Here is a 19721-nt window from a genome sequence, read left to right on the forward strand (position 1 = left end):
TGGCACGCTGTTGAGTTCTCAAGGAACGGACGCTTCCATCAGGCGGCTTTCACACCGGCCCTCCGGGCGCTTCGTTCTTTCGTGTTTCCAGCTTACCAGATGTTTTCCGCTCCGTTTTCCGGAGTTTCATTCATCCGATTCCCGCTGGGGGGATTTCCTTCAACTTCGCTCCGAAGCCTATCAAAGCTTTCGGTGTGCTCAGTTCCGGGATTTACCTTGTCGGAGAGGGTGTGCATTCCTTGAAGCACACTCGCCTCGACTCGGCGGTGTCGTAGACACTAACGCCCGAGCCCGACCGTTGTCCAGTCGGTCCCAACCGTTCAAACCTACTAGCCCGCCTCTACCACGTCAATGGTTTAACCGGGATGCGAGAAGAGTAGCAGGTCAAGGGCCTGTTGATCACATCGGCTCAGGCCGCGACCGGCTGCAGGTCCGCCCGGTCGGCCGCCTCCAGGTCACCGGTCTCTCCGGCTGCCGCGGCCTTGCGGCCCAACACCAGCGCGTAGAACAGGAACGCGACCTCCGCGACCGCGCCGATGGTGATCCGGGCCCACGTGGGCAGGCCGGACGGGGTCACGAACGCCTCCAGGACGCCCGACACCGCCAGCACCGTCGCCAGGCCGATTCCCATGCCGATGATCGAGCGGCCCTGTTCGGCGAGCGCGGTGGCGCGGGTGCGCGGGCCGGGGTCGATGATCGTCCAGCCGAGGCGCAGTCCCAGGCCGCCGGCGACGAAGACGGCGGTCAGCTCCAGCAGGCCGTGCGGAATGAGCAGGCCGAGGAAGATGTCGAGCCGGCCCGCGGACGCCATCAGCCCGACGCCGAGGCCGAGGTTGAGGACGTTGCTCCACAGCACCCACAGCACCGGGAGGCCGAGCACCACGCCGTAGAGCAGGCACTGCACGGCGATCCAGGCGTTGTTCGTCCAGACCTGCGCGGCGAAGGAGCTCGCCGGGCGGTCCGAGTAGTAGGTCTCGTACGCGCCACCGGGCCTGGTCATCTCGCGGAGCTCGGCCGGTGCGGCCAGGCTGTTGCGGACCTCGGGGTGGGAGGCGACCCACCAGGCGACCAGCGCGGTGGCGAGCAGCGAGAGCACCGCGACCGGGATCCACCAGCGCCGCGAGCGGTAGAGCGCCGCGGGGAAGCTCACCGTGTAGTAGCGCGCGACGTCCCGCCAACCGCTGGTCCGGCTGCCGGTGACCGCGTCACGGGCGCGCGAGACCAGGCTGGTGAGCCGGCCTTCGAGGGTCGGGTCCGGCGCGGCGGCCTGGACCTTGGCCAGGTGCCCGGTGGCGCGCTGGTAGAGGGCGACGAGTTCGTCGGCCTCCTCGCCGGTCGGGCGCCGCTTCCTGGCGAGGGCGTCCAGCCGGGCCCACTCCCCCTGGTGGGTGGCGACGAAGACGTCCAGGTCCATGCGGCGGCTCCATGGTCGGCGCGGGGCGCGAGGTCGGGCGGTGCGGACAGGTGGGCCCAGCATGCCAGGGCCGGACGGCGTGGAGGGCGCCGGGACCTCCCTTCCCGACGGCCTCCGCGGCCCCGTATGTTGACGGCAGCAGATCACGGGATCGTGGGGGCCGATCCGCCGGATTCCCCGCCCACGGACCGCGTACCACCGACGGGAACGGACGGGTGTCTTGAGCGACCTGGTGACGGGCGAGGCGGTCGTCCTCGGCCTGCGCGCGGCGAAGCTTCCGAGCCGGGGGCTGGCGATCGCACTGGACCTCACCGTGCAGATCGCCGGACTGGTGGCGACGACCCTGCTGCTGAGCCTGGTCCTGGCGGACCTGGACGGCGCGGCGGTCGCCGCCGTGACGATCGGGCTGACCGTCTTCTTCCTGGTGGCGCTCCCGGTCATGATCGAGACCCTGACCCGCGGACGCTCGCTCGGGAAGGCCGCGCTGGGGCTCCGGGTGGTGCGCAGCGACGGCGGGCCGGTGCGCTTCCGGCACTCGCTGGTGCGCGGTCTGGTCGGCTTCCTGGAGATCATCGTCCTGTTCGGGGTGCCGGCGGTGGTCTGCTCGGTGGTGTCCTCGGACGGCAAGCGGCTGGGCGACGTCTTCGCGGGGACGCTCGTGGTCCGCGAGCGGGTGCCCGGCGGGGGCGGTGGGGCGATCACGCTGCCGCCGGTGAACCCGCAGCTGTTGCAGGCGATCGGCGGCGAACTGGTCGCGCTGGACCTCTCCGCCGTGCCGGAGCCGCTGTGGCTGGCCGTCCGGCAGTTCCTCGGGCGGATCGGTGAGCTGGACCAGGCCGTCGCCCACCGGATGTCCGCCCGGCTCGCGGACGACCTGGTGGCCCGCACCGGCCACCCGGTGCCGTACGGGGTGCACCCGGCGGCGTACCTGGGCGCGGTGCTCACCGAGCGCCAGCGGCGCGAGTGGAGCCGGGCGCAGGGGTACGCGACCCAGCAGGCCCACGCTCAGGCCCACGCTCAGGCCCAGGCCCAGCAGCAGGCCCACGTCCAGGCCCACGTCCAGGCCCAGCAGCAGGCCTGGACGCCGTCCCCGCCGAACGCCCCGTCCGCTCCCCCGGTTCCCCCGGCTCCGGCGACCCCGCCGCCGCCCCCGGCCGCCCCCGGTACCGGCTTCGCCCCACCCGCCTGACGCCCCACCCGCCTGACGCCGACCCGCCCGGCCCCGCCCGGCCCGGCAGAGCGACGCTCAGCCGCCGAGGCCCTCGCCGTACCCGAACTCGGCCGGCCAGGGGTTCGGCGGTGACTCCAGCTCCTCCAGCTCGACCCCGTCCGCCGCCAGCACCACGTCCCCGGCCAGGTGCACCACCTGCTGCTCGCCCGTCTCCAGGTCCGCCACCTGGTACCGCTCGACGACCAGCGGCCCCGAGTCCGTCCCGTGCGTCTCGACGCCCTCCAGCAGCCAGCCCTGGTCGAAGGTGCGCGGCGCCAGCACCGGCTCGGTGAAGGCGACCAGCCGCACCCGCGCGCTCGCCCCCTCCCGCAGCCGCAGCATCCGCGCGGTGGCGACCAGGAAGCCGGGCGAGCGCCCGGTGAAGCCGTGGGCCCGGTCCTGTCCCTCCTCCGCCTGCTCGCCGGCCGGGTCGGCCGCGTCGGCCCGCACCCAGGCGACCCCGTCGACGGCGCCGCCGCGGACCTGCCAGCCGCCGGCCCGCAGCTCCATCCGCAGCGGCCGGGCCCGCGAGTCGAGGGTGAGGTCCACCGTGCCGAGGACGCGGCCGTCCGGCGCGTACGTCTTGGAGACGTACCGCCAGCCGGCCGGGCCGGGCGCGCAGCTGAACCGCTCCTCTCCGAGCAGGACGTGGTCATGGGTGTCGTGGAGCGAGTACCGGCCGTTGGGCATGCCCGAAAGCCTACGTCCGGGCCGGACCGGAAAGCCCGGACGGCCGTGCAACCTCCCGCGCGCGGGCCGCATCAGGGAGGTGGATGCCGCGCACGCGGTGCCGTCGAGAGAGGGAGCACCCATCCATGGCGAAGCATGACCGCGACGCCGAGTTCACGGAGTTCGTCGCGGCTCGGGCGCCGTGGCTCCGCAAGGTGGCCTATCTCCTCTGCGGCGACTGGCACCGCGCGGACGACCTCGTCCAGGAGGCCGTCACCAAGCTGTACGTCCGCTGGGGCCGGCTCTCCGGGGTGGAGAACCTGGACGGCTACGCCCGGACCGTCCTGCTGAACACCTTCCTCGCCGAACAGCGCTCCCCGTGGTGGCGGTGGACCGCCCGGCGCGGCACCGACACGCTCCCGGAGCGGGCCGTCGCCGCGCTGGACGTGGACGCCTCGGTCGACCTGCACCGGGCACTGGCCGCGCTGCCGCCCCGGCAACGGGCCACGGTGGTGTTCCGCTACTACTGCGACCTGACGGTCGAACAGACCGCCGCCGCGATGGACTGCTCCCCGGGCAACGTCAAGAGCCAGTCCGCCCGGGGCCTCGACGCACTGCGCCGGTCCCTCGGCCGGAGGAAGGGCCAGGAGGAGTTCCACCAGCTCGACACCTTCCGGATCCCGGTACCGGCAGAAGCAGAAGGAACCGAGTCATGAACGACCGCACCCACGACCGCGCCGAGGACACCGACGCCGACCAGTACGGAACCCGCCTGACCGCCGGGCTCACCGCCCTCGCCGACGCGCCCGCACCCGCGAGCCGTCTGGACACCGCCTGGGCGATCCGCACCGGCAGGTCCCGACTGCGGCGGCGCCGGGCCGGGGTGCTGGGCGCGGTGACGGCGGCGATCCTCGGTGCGTCGCTCGTCGGCACCGTACTGCCGTCCGGGAACCCGGCCACCCCGGCCACGTACATCGCCGACGGCGCGCCCGCGCTCCCCCGCTACGGTCCGGACACCGGCCGCGACCCGATGGCGGCCAGCGCGGCCTTCGGCTGGCTGCCCAAGGGCTTCGACCAGCTCATGTACCACTCCCACCCGACCAAGGGGCGGATGAGCATCAAGGCCTCCGGCCCGGCCATCGACGAGATCCGCCGCCCGGGGGTCTTCCTGGACGTCTACGCACCGGGCGAGCAGCCGCCCGTGGTGCAGTTCAGGGAACCGGTCGCCACCACCTCGGTGAACGGGAAGCCCGCGTACTGGCTCGACCCCCAGCCCGGCAGTCCGGCAGCCGACGGCGGCCAGCGCATCCTCCGGTTCCACGCACCCGACGGCCGGTGGGCCGACCTGACCACCATCTACATGGACTCCTTCCCCGTGAAGGAGTTGCTGCCCCGTATCGCGAAGGGCGTGCGCGCCGGCGAGCAGGCCGCGGCCCTGCCGTTCACCGTCGAGAACGTCCCCGCGGACTACGTGCCGTACGGCGCGTACTTCGACCTGGGCCTCGAAGCCGCCTCGGGCCTCCCGTGGACGGTCTCCCTCACCTACGAACTGGGCCAGAACTACATCACCGTCGTCGCCAGTCCCGACGTCGAGCGCAGGCCGACGGCCGACCCCGACCAGCCGCAACCGGGCGCGGACACGTCGCCCGACCTCTGCAAGAGCCAGCGGGGGCTGCGGCTGTGCGTCGGGTCGCCCCAGGGCGAGGAGCCGTTCGCCGCGGCCGGCGGCCTCCAGGGCTGGCTGGACCGCGTGACCGGGCTGGGCGTCGACCCGGCCGACTGGACCACCGACGTCGTCCGCTGAGCCCGACCCGCCCCCGGAACCCACGGTGGCCGGCGCCCTCCACAGGGGAGGGGGCGCCGGCCACCGTGCCGTTTCGTCAGCCCGTCACCGCATCAGTAGCGGTACTGCTCCGGCTTGTACGGGCCCTCGACCGGGACGCCGATGTAGTCGGCCTGCTCCTGGGTGAGGGTGGTCAGCTTCACGCCCAGCGCGTCGAGGTGCAGGCGGGCGACCTTCTCGTCCAGGTGCTTCGGCAGGACGTAGACGCCGATCGGGTACTGCTCGGTCTTCGTGAACAGCTCGATCTGGGCGATCGTCTGGTTGGCGAAGGAGTTGGACATCACGAACGACGGGTGGCCGGTCGCGTTGCCCAGGTTCAGCAGGCGGCCCTCGGACAGCACGATGATGGTGCGGCCGTCGGCCTTGCGCCACTCGTGGACCTGCGGCTTGACCTCGGTCTTCACGACGCCCGGGAGCTTCGCGAGGCCGGCGATGTCGATCTCGTTGTCGAAGTGGCCGATGTTGCCGACGATGGCCTGGTGCTTCATCCGGTCCATGTGGGAGGCCAGGATGATGTCCTTGTTCCCGGTGGTGGTGATGAAGATGTCGGCGGTCTCGACGACGTCGTCGAGGGTGGCGACCTGGTAGCCGTCCATCGCGGCCTGCAGCGCGCAGATCGGGTCGATCTCGGTGACGATGACCCGGGCGCCCTGGCCGCGCAGCGACTCGGCGCAGCCCTTGCCGACGTCGCCGTAGCCGCAGACGACCGCGACCTTGCCGCCGATCAGGACGTCGGTGGCGCGGTTGATGCCGTCGATCAGCGAGTGGCGGCAGCCGTACTTGTTGTCGAACTTCGACTTGGTGACCGAGTCGTTGACGTTGATCGCCGGGAACAGCAGCTTGCCGTCGCGGTGCATCTCGTACAGGCGGTGGACACCGGTGGTGGTCTCCTCGGTGACGCCCTTGATGGTGGCGGCGACCTCGGTCCACTTGTTCGGGGTCTCCACGAGCGTGCGGTTGAGCAGCTCCAGGATGATGCGGAACTCGTCGTTGTCGGCGGTCGACGGGTCCGGCGCGGCACCGGCCTTCTCGAACTCGACGCCCTTGTGGATCAGCAGGGTGGCGTCGCCGCCGTCGTCCAGGATCATGTTCGGGGTCTTGCCGCCCGGCCAGGTCAGCGCCTGCTCGGTGCACCACCAGTACTCGTCCAGGGTCTCGCCCTTCCAGGCGAAGACCGGCACGCCCTGCGGGTTCTCCGGGGTGCCCTCCGGGCCGACGGCGATGGCCGCGGCGGCGTGGTCCTGGGTGGAGAAGATGTTGCAGGAGCACCAGCGGACCTCGGCGCCGAGGGCGGTGAGGGTCTCGATGAGCACGGCGGTCTGCACGGTCATGTGCAGCGAGCCGGTGATCCGGGCGCCGGCCAGCGGCTTCGACTCGGCGTACTCGGCGCGGATCGCCATCAGGCCGGGCATCTCGTGCTCGGCGAGCTGGATCTCCTTGCGGCCGAAGGGGGCCAGGGAAAGGTCGGCGACCTTGAAGTCACCGGTGATGTCGGTCGACATGCGTCTGCTCCTCGTGTGACGGGTGGGGCGTGGCCAAGGTCCTGGGGTGCGTCACAACACGGCGGGCCGCCCGGGTGCGCGGCAACGCCAGGGCGCCCGGCCCGCGACCCGGTCCACCGGCGCGGCACGGATGCCCTGTTGCTCGGCACAAACCGTCGGAGGACCTCTCTCCCTCGACCGGCGCGCACCCCCGCGGGGGCCGGCCGCCGATCGACCGCCATCAGCAGCGACGTTCTGGCTCTGGGGACGAATCTACACCGACGGCCCCGGACGGCGGCCCGCTACGACCGTTTTCGGCCTCCCGCCCGGGGCGCCCCGGGCGCCTCAGTGCGCGCCGCCGGGGACCGGCCCGCCGGGCGTGGCGTACGGGTCGTCGCCCGCCGCCTCCTTCTCGGCGCTGTAGATGTCCGGCTCCAGGTAGATCGCCCGGGCGATCGGCACCGCCCGCCGGACCCGCACCTCGGCGGCGTCGATGGCCGCGGCGACCTCGGCGGCCGTCGAGTCGGCCGGGACGGCGATCTTGGCGGCGACCAGCAGCTCCTCCGGACCGAGGTGCAGGGTGCGCATGTGGATGACCCGGTCCACGGAGTCGTGGTCCACCAGCGCGTCACGGATCCGGCCCACCACCTCGGGGTGGGCCGACTCGCCGAGCAGCAGCGAGCGGGTCTCGACCGCCAGCACCAACGCGATGGCGATCAGCAGCAGGCCGATGCAGAGGGTGCCGATGCCGTCCCAGACGCCGTCCCCGGTGATCGCGGTCAGCCCGACGCCGAACAGCGCCAGCACCAGGCCGATCAGCGCGCCGCTGTCCTCCAGCAGCACGACCGGCAGCTCCGGCGCCTTGGCCCGGCGGATGTACGCGGACCAGCCGTGCGTCCCCTTGTCCTTGCGGGCCTCGCGGAACGCGGTGAAGAACGACCAGCCCTCCAGGGCGACGGCGAACACCAGCACGCCCACCGGCCAGTACCAGTTGTCCAGCTCGTGCGGGTGGGCGATCTTCTCGTAGCCCTCGTAGACCGCGAACATGCCGCCGACGCTGAACAGCACGATCGACACCAGGAAGGCGTAGATGTACCGCTCGCGCCCGTAGCCGAACGGGTGCTCGGGAGTGGCGGCCCGCTGCGCCCGCTTGCCGCCGACCAGCAGCAGCACCTGGTTGCCGGAGTCCGCGATCGAGTGGACGCCCTCGGCGAGCATCGAGGAGGAGCCGGAGAAGGCGAAGGCCACGAACTTGCTCACCGCGATGCCCAGGTTCGCGGTCAGCGCCGCCACCAGCGCCTTGGTACCGCCTTCGGTACTCATGCTCGGAAGGTCCCTCCGTCGGGGGCCGTCCGCGCGGCCCGTGCCGGTCGTCCGGTGTCCCCGGTCGTCGTCGACCGCATACGGTACCGGGCCGCCCGGCACCGGCTCCGGACGGCGGCTCAGGACTGCGCGGCGGCGAGTCCCAGGTAGACGGCGGCGAAGTCGGTGAGCGCCACCAGGTCGGCCAGCGCGTGCAGCGGGTCGGCGCGGTGGCTGGCGTACTCGGTGAGCCGGACGTCGTGGGCGGCGGCGAGCCGGTGCGCCCGGGTGGCGCCGAAGCTGCGCGGGCCCGCGTCGTCGGCCGGCACCTCGGCGGGGCCGCCGTCCTCCTCCCCCGGGCCGCCCGGCTCGCCGGACCCGGTCGGCGGGCCCGCGACCTGCCGCAGCAGCAGGACCTGGAGGTGCAGCGGGTCCGGCTCCTCGACCCGGTCGCGGAAGAAGTCGTCGGGGTCGGCGCCCGCGCCGAGCTGCCCGGTGAACATGCCGCGGTGCGCGGTGAGCACCTGCGGCAGCGGGCCCGCCAGGGCGGGGCGGCCGGCCCGGTCGGCGAGCTGGGCGGCGAACCGGACGGCGGCCGCGCCGGCCACCGGGCCCTCGGCCCAGAGCAGCGGGACGGTCCCGGCCAGCCGGGCGGCCAGCCCCTTGGCCGGGTTGGTGTACGCGGCGGCGTCCGGCCGGCAGCGGACGGCGGTGGCGTCCAGCAGGTCGGCGGTGAGCGGCAACGCGTCGTAGGCCAGCTGGGTGACGCCGAGCTTCTGGGTGAGCGCGAGCAGCGGCGCGAGGTGGGCCCAGAGCGCGGCCGGGTCCTCGGCGGGCAGGTCCGGCTCGGCGCCGTGGCCGGCACCGCCGGGCGCTCCCGGCTCGGCGGGCTCGACGGCGGACGGCACGAAGGGCAGCGGCAGGGCGCGGACCTGCTGGGCGGCCTCGGCGAGCGGGCTGCCCCCGGGGGCGGTGACGACGATCGCGCAGCCGCGCGCGTAGGCCTGCTCGGCGAGCGCGACCAGGCCCCGCTCGCCACCGCCCGCGGAGCTGATCACCAGCAGGTCGAGCGGGCCCGCCCAGCCGGGGAGCTGCCAGGCCAGGCCCGCGGTGAAGGCGGCGGGGGCGGTGGCCCGGTCCGGACGCGGGACGGGCGCGGCGTCGGTGGGCGGCAGCGGGACGACCAGGCTCGCGGTCCCGGCCAGGGCGGCCAGCATCTCGCCGGCGGTCAGCGCGCTGCCGTGCCCGGCGACCAGGACGGCGCGCGGGCGGCCGTCGGGGCGCAGCCGGTCCAGCCCGGCGGCCTCGGCGAGCCGCAGGGCGGTGCGGACCCGGGCGCCGGAGCCGGCGAGGGCGAGCAGCGCGCGGTCGTGGTCGGCGCGCTGGAGGGCGGCCGGGTCGTCGAGCAGGGTGTCGTCGAGCATGCGGCGGGCCTCCGGCTGGTGGCTGGGCGCTGAGGACGGCGGACGGAGAGCGGAGGACGGGCCCCCGGGCGGGGCCGCCCCTCCAGGATCAGGCCGGGCGGCGGGCCTCGTCCACCAGCAGGACCGGGATGCCGTCGCGCACCGGGTAGATCAGACCGCAGCCCTCACCGGTGCAGAGCAGCTCGGGCTGCTCCTCGGTGCCGCCCTCGGTGAGCGCGGCCCGGCACTGCGGGCAGACCAGGATCTCCAGCAGGAAGGATTCGAGCTTCATGGCGTTCGGTCTCCGGTCTCGGTGCGGGGTTGCGGCGGGCGGGCACAGCGGTGCCCCGGCCGAGAGGAAACCCTACCGGCCGGGGCACCGGGGCCGTACGTCAGGCGCGGACCACGGCCAGCACGCCGTCGCGCAGCTCGGCCATCTTCGCCGGGTCCTTGGCCTCGACGTTCAGGCGCAGCAGCGGCTCGGTGTTGGAGGCGCGCAGGTTGAACCACCAGTCCGCGCCGGCCACGGTGAGGCCGTCCAGCTCGTCGACGGTGGTGCCCTCGACGGCGAAGGCGGCGCGCACGGCGGCGGTGCGGCCGGCCTGGTCGGCGACGGTGCTGTTGATCTCACCGGAGGCGGCGTACCGGTCGTACTCGGCGGTCAGCCCGGAGAGGCTGCCCGGCTGCCCGCCGAGGGCGGCCAGCACGTGCAGCGCGGCGAGCATGCCGGTGTCGGCGCGCCAGAAGTCGCGGAAGTAGTAGTGCGCGGAGTGCTCGCCGCCGAAGACGGCGTCGGTGACGGCCATCTCCTGCTTGATGAAGGAGTGGCCGACGCGGGTGCGCACCGGGGTGCCGCCGAGCTCGCGGACCACCTCGGGGACGGTCCAGGAGGTGATCAGGTTGTGGATGATGGTCGGCTCGGCCTCGCCGGCGGCCTTGGCGCGGGCGATCTCGCGGGCGGCGACCAGCGCGGTGATGGCCGACGGGGAGACCGGCTCGCCGCGCTCGTCGACGACGAAGCAGCGGTCGGCGTCGCCGTCGAAGGCGAGGCCGAGGTCGGCGCCGACCTCGCGGACCCGGGCCTGGAGGTCGACCAGGTTCTTCGGGTCGAGCGGGTTGGCCTCGTGGTTGGGGAAGGTGCCGTCCAGCTCGAAGTACATCGGGACGAGCTCGATCGGCAGGCCGTCGAAGACGGTGGGCACGGTGTGCCCGCCCATGCCGTTGCCGGCGTCGACGACGACCTTGAGCGGGCGGATGGCGGCGAGGTCGACCAGCCCGAGCAGGTGGTCGGCGTAGCCCCGCAGGGTCTCCCGCTCGGAGAGGGTGCCCGGGCGGACGTCGCGCGCCGGGACGGTGACGGTGTCGTCCTCGGCGGTCCAGGACTCGACCAGCTCGCGGATCTCGGCGAGGCCGGTGTCCTGGCCGACCGGGGCGGCGCCGGCCCGGCAGAGCTTGATGCCGTTGTACTGGGCCGGGTTGTGGCTGGCGGTGAACATCGCGCCGGGCAGGTCGAACGCGCCGCTGGCGTAGTACAGCTGGTCGGTCGAGCAGAGGCCGATCTGCACGACGTCGGCGCCGTAGCCGGCCGCGCCCTCGGCGAAGGCCAGCGTCAGCGACGGGGAGGAGGGGCGCATGTCGTGGCCGACCACGATCGCGGTCGCGCCGGTGACCTGCACGAACGCGGCGCCGAAGGCGCGGGCGAGGTTCTCGTCCCACTGGTCCGGGACGACGCCCCGTACGTCGTACGCCTTCACGAGCTGCTTGAGGTCGCGCACTGCGGCTCCACCCTGGTTCTGTGTCTGATCGGCGAACTCGCCGGCGCCCTGGCCGGCGGGCTGATCGCCCGTGGTCACGATACGTCCGGGCGCGGCGGCGGCCGCTGTCCGGTACAGGGGGGCAGCGTACCCGGGCGGACGGAACGGTTCGTGCGGGGGCGGGACGCGGGACCCGGGCGCGCGGCCGTCGGCCGGGCGGCGGTCAGTTGTCGGGCGAGCGGAGCACCCGGAGGTGGCTGCGGCGGCCGCCCCCGGTGGACTCGCCCTCGGGGGAGCGGCCCTGACGCGGGGTCTGCGGGCGGGCGGCCTCGCGGACGGCGTTGGCGAGCGCCTCCAGGTCGTCGCTGCTGCGGCGCAGCGGACCGGCCTCGGCGACGAGCCGGACCACCTCCCAGCCGCGCGGGGCGGTGAGGCGCTCGGCGTGCTCGGCGCACAGGTCGTAGCAGTGCGGCTCGGCGTAGGTGGCGAGCGGTCCCAGGACGGCGGTGGAGTCCGCGTAGACGTACGTCAGCGTCGCGACGGCCGGACGGCCGCACGCGGTCCGCGAACAACGACGTACAGAGCTCACGAGGGTGGACGGTACAGCACTCCCCGCCGGGGAGCGAAGACCGCCTGTCCGGAAGGTGTGCCGTGTCGCCGTCCGCGCGCCGTCGCGGTGCTCCGCTCGCCCCGGGCGAACAGCTGCCGGGGTGGTCCACTTCCGGGCGTCCAAGGACTACTCTCGGCAGTGATATGGACAGCTCCGCACCGCAGTCATCGACGGGACCCTCGCGCCGCCCGCGGCACCGTGACCGGCACGGCCGGGGTCTGCGCGGCCCGCTCGCGCCGCCGCAGGTCCCGATCTCGCTCACCCGCTCCGAGTTGTTCGACGACTACGTGCGCGAGTCGGTGGAACGCCTGGAGCGGCGCTGGCCGCAGCTGATCGAGGTGGAGTTCGCCGTGCAGGAGGTGCCGCTGCACGAGCCGGACGGCACCGATCCGGACGGCGGGGTGCCGCTGGGCCGGGTCTCGCCCGGCCGGAAGGGGCGCAAGAGCCAGATCGTGGTGTACCGGCGGCCGGTGGAGATCCGGGCGAAGTCGCGGGAGGACCGCGCGGCGCTGGTGCACGAGATCCTGATCGAGCAGGTGGCGGAGCTGCTGGGGCTCTCCCCCGACGCCATCGACCCGCGGTACGACGAGGACTGAGCCGGGGACGGCGGAGGGGCCGCACCCGTGATCGGGTGCGGCCCCTCCGGTGCTCCGGCGCTCAGCGCAGGACCACGCCCGGGTCCTGGGCGGCCTTCGGGACCTTGACGCTGGACCGGTCGTCGCGCAGCGCCTGGACGGTGAACATCGGCACGTCCTTGGAGGGGATCGCGAGCATCCGGGCGGCGGCGACCGGGCCGCCGGAGACGGTCTCCACGGTGAGCGCGAAGCTGCCGTTCAGTCCGGCGGGCTCGGGTGCCGGGAGGGCGACGGTGCCGCCGGCCGGCAGCTGGACCTCCTGGGTGGCGGGGGTGCCGCCGCCGGTGCCGGCCGAGGAGGTGACCCGGACGGTGGCGGCCTCGCCGGTGGAGGTGAGGAAGAGCGTGGACGCGCCGCCGCCCCGGTTGTCGGCGACGGTGGCGCGGGCGCCGACCGGCACGGTGCCGGCCAGCCAGGCGGCGTCGGACTTGCCGTTGGCGGCGGCCCGGTCGATCCGCAGGCCGGCCACCACCGGGGTGGAGTGCTTGGCGTCGCTGGGCGACAGCCGCAGGCCGGCGACCTCGTCGCGGGTCACCTTGCCGAGGTCGACCGCGGCCACCATGCCGGCCTTGACGTGGATGGACTCGTTGCCGGCCGGGGTGAACCAGCCGTTCTTGCCGGAGAGCTCGATCTTCAGGTCGGCGTCGTCCTCCGGCGGGGCCCAGACGACCAGGTGGGCGGCCGAGGTGTCGGCGGGCAGACCGGGCAGCACCTGGACGGCCGCCGGGTCGGCGGAGGCGGGCACCCAGTCGGCGCCCTTGCTGCCGTCGGCGGCGTGCAGGGCGGCGCCGACCCGGCCGGTGCGGGCGACCACGTGCACGGCGAGGTCGGCGACCTGGCCCTTGCTGAGGGTGGGCAGCAGCACCGACTGCGAGCTGCCGGGGGCGACGGTGATGCTGTTGGCGGCGTCGTTCTCGATCAGGCCCTTGTCGCCGTAGAGCTTGAGGTCGACCACGGCGGCGCTGGATTCCGTGTTCACCAGGCTGATGTAGTCGGTGCGGCCCTCGGCGGTGGAGGCGCCGACGAACCAGAAGCCGGTGCCGGCCGGCGTGCAGGTGATCCCGGACAGGCCGAGGCCGCGCTGCTCGGTGACGGTGGTGGTCTGGGTGACGGTGAAGCCGGGGGCGAGCGCGCCGGTGGCGACGGCCCCGGTGCCGGGGGCGATGTCGCCGTTGGCGGCGGGGCCGGTCACCGGGGTGCCGGGCTTGGCCAGGGTGAGCCGGGCGTCGGAGGGCGCGGCGTCCTTGGCGGGCGCCGGCGCGGCGGTCGGGGCCGCGGGCGCGCCGGTGGCGGCCGGGGCGGCGGGCGCGGCGCTCGGGGCGGCGGTGGCCGGCGGGGCGGCCGGCGCGGCCGCGTCGGAGAGCCAGCCGGCGCCGCCGGCGGCCTCGCCCGAGCCGGAGCCCGAGCCCGAGCCCGGCGGGGTGTACGCGGTGAGGGTGGTGGCACCGGTCAGGCCCTGGAGCGGCTGCGGGCAGACCGCGGTGCTCCGCTCGACCTGCGCCGAGGTGGCGGTGGCCCGGTCGGTGCGGGCCGGGGCGGCCGGCGGGCGGAGCTCGGCGATGCCGAACACCGCCGCGAGCACCACGCCTGCGGCCAGCAGCGACCTGGTGGTCCGCGCCACCGAGGAGCCCTTCGGGGCGGGGGCGCCGTCGGAGGCCCTGCCGGGCGCGGCCTCGGGGGCGGTGTCCGTTGCGCCGGACTTCTTCCTGAAGGCGGGCTTCTTCATCGCGGTCAGCTCCCGGATCCGTGGTGCGGGTACCGGCCCGGGCCGTGCGGGCCGTTCGGGTCGTGGGGCTCGTTCGGGTCCGGCTGGTCGTAGTAGGGCTCGGCCTGCTGCTGCCCGGGCACCCAGGGCTGCTGGCCGGCCTGCTGGCCCGTCTGCTGGTACTGGTCGTAGCCGTACTGCTGGTCCGCCGGGTACGGCTGGTAGCCCTGCTGCTGGTAGCCGTCGCCGTACCCCTGGCCGCCGTACGGCGCGCCCACCGGCTGCTGCGCGGCGTACGGGTCGTAGCTGTACGGGTCGGCCTGCGGGTAGGCCTGGTACGGGTCGGTGTACGGCTCGGCCTCCTGCGCGGCGGCGGCCGCCTGGACCGCCCCCGCCACCGGCTCGCCGGCGGACTGCGCCGGGATCGCGCCCGGCCGGCCCTCGTACACCCCGGTGTCCGGCTCGTCGGCCTCCGGGGCCTCGCCCTCGGCGCCCTCGGCGCGCTCGGCCATCCGGCGGGCCCGGCGGCTGCCGGGGGCCGGGGCCTGCGCCTGGGCGGCGGCGGCCAGCGCGGCGGCCTCGACCACGCCCTCGGGCAGGTCGTCGTCGTTGTGGTTGCGCCGGCCGGGCAGGGCCAGCACCAGGACGGTCAGGCCGAGCAGCAGCTGGGCCCAGATCCAGCCGGTGTGCAGCAGGCCGTCCTCGCGGGTGACGAGCAGCTTGCCGCCGCCCGCCGGGAGCTTGAAGCCCTGCGCCCAGCCGTCGACGGTGACCGGCTCCAGCGCGGTGCCGTTCACGGTGGCCTTCCACTGCGGCGCGGCGGACTCGGCCAGCCGCAGCACCCGGCCCTCGGGGCCGGCCGGCACGGTGGTGTCGACGTCGCGCTCACCGGCCGGGACGACCACGGGGACGGCGCCCGGGGCGGTGATCAGCGCGCGGGTGGCGGGGGTGCCGTCGACCTGCCAGAGCGCGGCGCCACCGTCCTGGTTGGCCTTGACCAGGCCGGGGGTGGTGTCCAGGACGTCCTTGAAGACGCCGATCAGCGGCTGGTCGACCAGCACGTAGGCGATGCCGTAGCGGGAGAGCGCGCCCGCCTGGTCGGCGCCGGAGCCGGCCAGCAGGCTGCCGACCGTGCGGTCCAGGCCGGCCGTGGTGCCGGTGGCCGGGTCGACGGTGGACTCGGCCTGGCCGAGCGTCAGACCGGCGCCGCGGACCACGGTGTAGTCGACCGAGCCGCCCTTCGGGTCGCCGGTGACGACCAGGGTGCGGGAGCGGTCGGTGGTGCCGGCCTGCTCGGCGATGAACGCGGGCACCTGGGAGCCGCGGCCGCGGTGCAGCGGGCCGTCGGCGCCGGTGACGGCCCACCAGAGGCCGGTGCCCAGCGGGGCGAGCACGGCGGCGGCCACCACCAGGGCGGCGACCGGCTGGCGCCAGCCGAAGGCGATGCCGGCCACGCGGGCGTTGGCGCCGTCGGCGCCGATCGCGGCGGCGGCCAGCAGGGCGACGCCGGCCAGCAGGGTGGCGGGGCCGGACCACGCGGGCACGGCCGGACCGCCGGAGGCCGGGGTGACCGCGGTGCCGGCCACCGCGACGGCGAAGAGGAGTCCGGCGCCGGCGGCGCCCCAGGCGGCGAGCACCGCACGGCGGCGGTCGGCGCGCAGCAGGGCGGCCAGCGCGGCGAGCACCACGCCGGCGGAGAGCCAGACCGGCGGCACCCCGGCGCCGCCCGGGTTGACCAGGAGCAGCCCGGTGGCGGTCGGCCCGGCGCCGTGCAGACCGGGCAGGCCGGCTTCGAGCAGCAGCCGCTGCGGGTGCGCGAGCACCTGGAGCGACCAGGGCGCGAGCACGCCGACCGGCACCGCGAGGATCACCAGGACGCGCAGGCCGAGCAGGCGCAGCGCGGTCGCGCCGGAGCCGAAGGCACCGCCGCGGACCACCGCGGTGACCAGCATGGCCAGGCAGAGCGGGACGGCCAGCGCCCAGACCAGCGGGACGAAGGCGGTGGCCAGGGTGAGCAGCAGGACGGTCGTCCAGGCGGAGCGCCAGCCGGGGCGGGCGCCCTTGGCGGCGCTCTCGTCCCGGATACCGAGGCCCGCGGTGATCGCGGCGGCGCGGGCCAGCGGCGGCAGCAGCACGGCCAGGACGGCGGTGCCGATCCGGCCCTGGGCGAGCGCGCCGGTGGCGGCGGGCAGCAGCGCGTAGGTGGCGCTGGCCCAGGCGCGGACCAGCTTGGAGTCGATCAGCGGCCGGGAGACCAGGTAGGCGCTGACGGCGGAGAGCGGGACGGCGAGGACGACCAGCAGGGTGACCGCGAGGTCGGCGTGGTCGAACAGCATCCAGGAGAGGATCGACAGCACCGCGAGGTAGGGCGGCGCGGCGGCGGTGGAGCCGGTGCCGACGGGGTGCCAGGCGTCGGCGTACGCCGACCAGAGCCCGGCCGCGCCGTCGGTGGCGGGCAGCAGGGCACCGCCGAACAGCGCGCCGCCGCCGAACAGGCCGCGGCAGGCGACCAGCGCGAACACCAGCAGGGCCGCGAACAGCACCGGGGCGGGGCGCCGGACGAGCTTCTTGAGCAGCGCGAACTGCTCGACGACCAGGTCCTCGGCGTCCTCGTCGCCGCCGGCCTCGACGCCGCCGTGCCGGCCGCCGGCGTCGTCGCCGCCCCCTATGCCGAGCGAGCCGATGGCGCCCTCGACGGCGAGCCGGGCGGTGGCGCCGGGCGCCGGGAAGAGCGTGCGGTCGTCCAGGGCGTCGGCGGAGCGGGAGCGGGCGCGGCGTTTGCGGGCGGCCATCAGCCGGGGCAGCCGGACGAGTTCGTGGCCGAGGCCGGCGAGTTCGTCGAAGGCCTGCTTGGGGTCCTTGCCGAGCAGGTTCGCGACCACCCGCAGCAGCGTGCCGAGCACCAGCCGCAGCAGGACGTAGGGGAAGAGCGCGCCCTTGGAGTTGGCGAGCAGGGTGTAGACGGCGCCGGCCTTGTCCACCCGGTGCGGGTGGGCGGGGCCGCAGTCGATGGCGCGGCGCTCGCGGCTGGCGGCCTCGGCGTGCCGGAGCACGGCGTCCGGGGCGACCACGACGCGGTGGCCGGCGGCGTTGACCCGCCAGCAGAAGTCGGTGTCGTCGCGCATCAGCGGCAGCGCCCGGTCGAAGCCGCCGAGTTCCTCGAAGACGTCGCGGCGCACCAGCATGCCGGCGGTGGAGACGGCGAGCACCGGGCGGACCTGGTCGTGCTGGCCCTGGTCCTGCTCGCGCCGGTCGAGCCCGGTCCAGCGGCGGCCGGAGCGGGCGATGGTGACGCCGACCTCCAGCAGCTGCCGGCGGTCGTACCAGCTGCGCAGCTTGGGCCCGACGACGGCGGCGCTGGGGGTGGAGTCGGCGACCTGGAGCAGCCGGCGCAGCGCGTCGGTCTGCGGCTCGCAGTCGTCGTGCAGCAGCCAGAGCCACTCGACGGGCCGGGTCTCCCGGGGGCCGCCGCGACCGAGGTCGTCCTGCTCGCCGAGCGGGTCGCCGAAGTCGTCCCAGCCGCCGGTGACCGGGTCGTAGCCGGAGGGGTCGAGCCGGTAGGGCAGGTCCTCGGCGCGCAGCGGGGGGCTGTTGAAGACGGCCTCGCCGACGGCGGTGCCGAAGCCGGCCCGGCGGCCGAGGACGGTCGGGCCGCTCTCCGGGAGCCAGTCGGCGAGGGTTTCGGCGAGCAGGCGCGGGGACTCGTCGGTGGAGCCGGTGTCGACGGCGAGCACGCGCTGGACCTGGCGGTCCTGGCCGAGCAGGCCGGCGAGGGCCCGGGGCAGCCAGCGGGCGCCGTCGTGCGAGACGATCACGGCGGTGACCAGGTGGCGCGGGTAGGCGGGCGGCCTGCTGGAGGAGAAGCCGCTCTGGTGGCTGAAGACGGTCATCGCGTGCGCGGGCCCCAGTTCTCGGTGGACACAGCCGGTGAACGGCAACCGGATGGCGCACCACACTAACGGCTCCCGGTAGCGGCTCCGTCCACGGCGTCCGTCCGCACCGTGCGCCCGGGAACGCGGAAGCGCCTCACCACCGGTGGTGAGGCGCTTCGTCGCAGGTCGTCCGTGCGGGCCGGTTGTTCGATGATCCTGGGTCCGGGGATCCGGGGGACGCGTCCACCCCGGTCAGACGGCGCTCTTCTTGAGCCGGCGGCGCTCGCGCTCGGAGAGGCCGCCCCAGATGCCGAAGCGCTCGTCATTGGCCAGGGCGTACTCCAGGCACTCGGAGCGGACCTCGCAGGCGAGGCAGACCTTCTTGGCCTCGCGCGTGGAGCCGCCCTTCTCGGGGAAGAAGGATTCCGGGTCGGTCTGGGCGCACAGCGCGCGCTCCTGCCAGCCGAGTTCCTCTTCCTCCTCGATGCCGTCACTGATCAACAGCTCAAAGAGCTCGCTCATGTGGCGCGCCTCCTCTGCCCCTATTGGCGTCCCCGTGGTTGCCGTTGCCTCGTGCGGCCGACGACACGAGTGAAATTACAGTTGCGTCACTCTGGCCCAGTCAAGCCGAGCTCTGGTATTGGGGCCAGGATTCACTCCCCGGCACCAAGCCGTTACGAATAGTGTACATAACCGGACACATCGGACCTCCCGCCCGATTGCCCTCGAAGGCTGGTGAACCCTTCGCAACCGGGGGCCGGGTGACGCGCAGTCACCGCCACAGGCCGGTCATCGCCCTCTCTTCCCGGCGATCTTCCCATCGAAACATAGAGGGTGATTTATCACCCCATCGGGTACTTCGTGGCCCATCTCACCCGAATGTCCACTCTCTCCGAGTTGACACCGCCCCCGCGGATGCGATGTCCTAGCTTCCATGTCAGAGTTCGCCAGCCCCCGGAGCGGTTCCGCCCTCCGCCGTGCCGTGAACTCCTGTTGTCGCCTCTGTTCCTGCCGCTGTATCTAGGCGCCCGCCGTCCCGCCGCGCGCCGCCCAGGAAGCACAGAGGCCGCCCGCGATTCCCGCCCCAGGACATCCCGGATCCGGCTGATCCCCTGACGACCCAGCCCTTCCGAGGACGACTCCCGTGCGAATGATCCGCATCCGCAAGCGGAACCGCGACCGCAACAAGCTCACCCTCCGCCAGCCCTCGGCCGGGGGGACCACCAGCGGCCCCCGCGCCGCCACCCGCCCCGTCGCCCCCTCCCCGGCCGCCCGCCCCGGCGACCACCCGTGGGCCGACGGCCTCAGCGACGTCTCCATCGCCGGCGACCCGCTGGCCTTCCCGCACCTCGCCCGCACCGACCTGCCCGGGCACCCCGTCACCGTCGCCGACCACTCCCGGCTGGTCCGCGAGATCGCCGCCGACCGCTCCCGCTGGGAGCCGCTCGTCCGCTACGACGCGCTCACCCGCTGGTACGCCCGGCTGGAGACCGGCCCCGGCTACGAGGTCTGGCTGCTCAGCTGGCTGCCCGGCCAGAGCAGCGGCCTCCACGACCACGGCGTCTCCTCCGGGGTGATGGCCGTCGTCCAGGGCGAGCTCGTCGAACGCTCGCTCACCCACGCCGGGGAAGGCGCCCGGACGCTGCGCCCCGGCGGCCAGCGGGTGTTCTCCGCCGGATACCTGCACGAGGTGGTCAACGGCTCGCTGGAGCCGGCCGTCTCCATCCACCTGTACAGCCCCGGCCTGACCGAGATGAACCAGTACGGGGGCGCCGCGGCCGTGCCCGAGCAGCACCGGCAGACGTCCGCCGAGGTCGGCTGAG

At 74.6% G+C, this 19721-nt stretch carries 16 protein-coding genes; 5 read left to right on the plus strand and 11 right to left on the minus strand.

Translation table 11 applies throughout. The features are described 5' to 3' along the window. Nucleotides 1-409: 409 nt before the first annotated feature. Complete coding sequence (locus tag ACFC0B_RS40270; protein WP_376098302.1) at nucleotides 410-1414, minus strand: stage II sporulation protein M; 1005 nt, start codon at nucleotides 1412-1414, stop codon at nucleotides 410-412. Nucleotides 1415-1634: 220 nt separating this feature from the next. On the opposite strand from ACFC0B_RS40270, the gene ACFC0B_RS40275 reads away from it, so the two are divergent. Beyond that, nucleotides 1635-2603 (plus strand): RDD family protein, encoded by a 969-nt coding sequence (locus tag ACFC0B_RS40275; protein ID WP_376098305.1) that lies wholly within the window; start codon nucleotides 1635-1637, stop codon nucleotides 2601-2603. Between the two features lie 57 nt (nucleotides 2604-2660). Here ACFC0B_RS40275 and ACFC0B_RS40280 read toward each other — a convergent pair whose 3' ends face one another. Continuing rightward, entirely contained in the window at nucleotides 2661-3314 is a 654-nt protein-coding gene (locus ACFC0B_RS40280; RefSeq protein WP_376098308.1) for a hypothetical protein, read from the minus strand. 125 nt (nucleotides 3315-3439) lie between these two features. Here ACFC0B_RS40280 and ACFC0B_RS40285 point away from each other — a divergent pair, with 125 nt between their 5' ends. Together ACFC0B_RS40285 and ACFC0B_RS40290 are read left to right on the plus strand one after the other, a co-directional pair. Then, the gene (locus ACFC0B_RS40285; protein ID WP_376098311.1) at nucleotides 3440-4009 is read left to right on the plus strand and encodes a SigE family RNA polymerase sigma factor; all 570 of its coding nucleotides are present in this window, start codon (nucleotides 3440-3442) and stop codon (nucleotides 4007-4009) included. Then, the gene (locus ACFC0B_RS40290; RefSeq protein ID WP_376098314.1) at nucleotides 4006-5097 is read left to right on the plus strand and encodes a hypothetical protein; all 1092 of its coding nucleotides are present in this window, start codon (nucleotides 4006-4008) and stop codon (nucleotides 5095-5097) included. Before ACFC0B_RS40285 ends, ACFC0B_RS40290 begins: the two co-directional genes overlap by 4 nt. 92 nt (nucleotides 5098-5189) lie before the next feature. On the opposite strand, the gene ahcY is transcribed toward ACFC0B_RS40290, so the two are convergent. The 6 genes from ahcY to ACFC0B_RS40320 all read right to left on the minus strand — a co-directional run bounded on the left by ahcY (nucleotide 5190) and on the right by ACFC0B_RS40320 (nucleotide 11665). Continuing rightward, on the minus strand, nucleotides 5190-6638 hold the full coding sequence (ahcY, locus tag ACFC0B_RS40295; RefSeq protein WP_376098317.1) for an adenosylhomocysteinase: 1449 nt from the start codon (nucleotides 6636-6638) through the stop codon (nucleotides 5190-5192). A 324-nt stretch (nucleotides 6639-6962) separates the two neighbouring features. After that, nucleotides 6963-7940: a cation diffusion facilitator family transporter gene (locus ACFC0B_RS40300; protein WP_376098320.1), complete on the minus strand. Its 978-nt coding sequence runs from the start codon at nucleotides 7938-7940 to the stop codon at nucleotides 6963-6965. A gap of 119 nt (nucleotides 7941-8059) precedes the next feature. Beyond that, nucleotides 8060-9343 (minus strand): SIS domain-containing protein, encoded by a 1284-nt coding sequence (locus tag ACFC0B_RS40305; RefSeq protein WP_376098323.1) that lies wholly within the window; start codon nucleotides 9341-9343, stop codon nucleotides 8060-8062. Between the two features lie 88 nt (nucleotides 9344-9431). After that, nucleotides 9432-9614, minus strand: coding sequence for a Trm112 family protein (locus ACFC0B_RS40310; protein ID WP_376098326.1), 183 nt, complete (start codon nucleotides 9612-9614; stop codon nucleotides 9432-9434). Nucleotides 9615-9714: 100 nt separating this feature from the next. Further along, nucleotides 9715-11097 carry a phosphomannomutase/phosphoglucomutase gene (locus ACFC0B_RS40315; RefSeq protein ID WP_376098371.1) on the minus strand — a complete coding sequence of 461 codons (1383 nt, stop codon included), beginning with the start codon at nucleotides 11095-11097 and terminating at the stop codon, nucleotides 9715-9717. 202 nt (nucleotides 11098-11299) lie between these two features. Continuing rightward, nucleotides 11300-11665 carry a DUF3499 domain-containing protein gene (locus tag ACFC0B_RS40320; protein ID WP_376098329.1) on the minus strand — a complete coding sequence of 122 codons (366 nt, stop codon included), beginning with the start codon at nucleotides 11663-11665 and terminating at the stop codon, nucleotides 11300-11302. 164 nt (nucleotides 11666-11829) lie between these two features. On the opposite strand from ACFC0B_RS40320, the gene ACFC0B_RS40325 reads away from it, so the two are divergent. Continuing rightward, nucleotides 11830-12282: a metallopeptidase family protein gene (locus ACFC0B_RS40325; RefSeq protein WP_350570436.1), complete on the plus strand. Its 453-nt coding sequence runs from the start codon at nucleotides 11830-11832 to the stop codon at nucleotides 12280-12282. Between the two features lie 61 nt (nucleotides 12283-12343). On the opposite strand, the gene ACFC0B_RS40330 is transcribed toward ACFC0B_RS40325, so the two are convergent. The 3 genes from ACFC0B_RS40330 to ACFC0B_RS40340 form a co-directional block, all read right to left on the minus strand. Next, nucleotides 12344-14047: a DUF5719 family protein gene (locus tag ACFC0B_RS40330; RefSeq protein ID WP_376098332.1), complete on the minus strand. Its 1704-nt coding sequence runs from the start codon at nucleotides 14045-14047 to the stop codon at nucleotides 12344-12346. Between the two features lie 5 nt (nucleotides 14048-14052). Then, entirely contained in the window at nucleotides 14053-17916 is a 3864-nt protein-coding gene (locus tag ACFC0B_RS40335) for a glycosyltransferase family 2 protein (protein ID WP_376098335.1), read from the minus strand. A gap of 234 nt (nucleotides 17917-18150) precedes the next feature. Further along, nucleotides 18151-18420: a WhiB family transcriptional regulator gene (locus ACFC0B_RS40340; RefSeq protein ID WP_266269719.1), complete on the minus strand. Its 270-nt coding sequence runs from the start codon at nucleotides 18418-18420 to the stop codon at nucleotides 18151-18153. A gap of 796 nt (nucleotides 18421-19216) precedes the next feature. Here ACFC0B_RS40340 and ACFC0B_RS40345 point away from each other — a divergent pair. Continuing rightward, nucleotides 19217-19720 (plus strand): cysteine dioxygenase family protein, encoded by a 504-nt coding sequence (locus tag ACFC0B_RS40345; RefSeq protein WP_376098374.1) that lies wholly within the window; start codon nucleotides 19217-19219, stop codon nucleotides 19718-19720. Nucleotide 19721: the final 1 nt, after the last annotated feature.

The organism is Kitasatospora sp. NPDC056184 (genome assembly GCF_042268405.1).
Taxonomy (GTDB): Bacteria; Actinomycetota; Actinomycetes; order Streptomycetales; family Streptomycetaceae; genus Kitasatospora.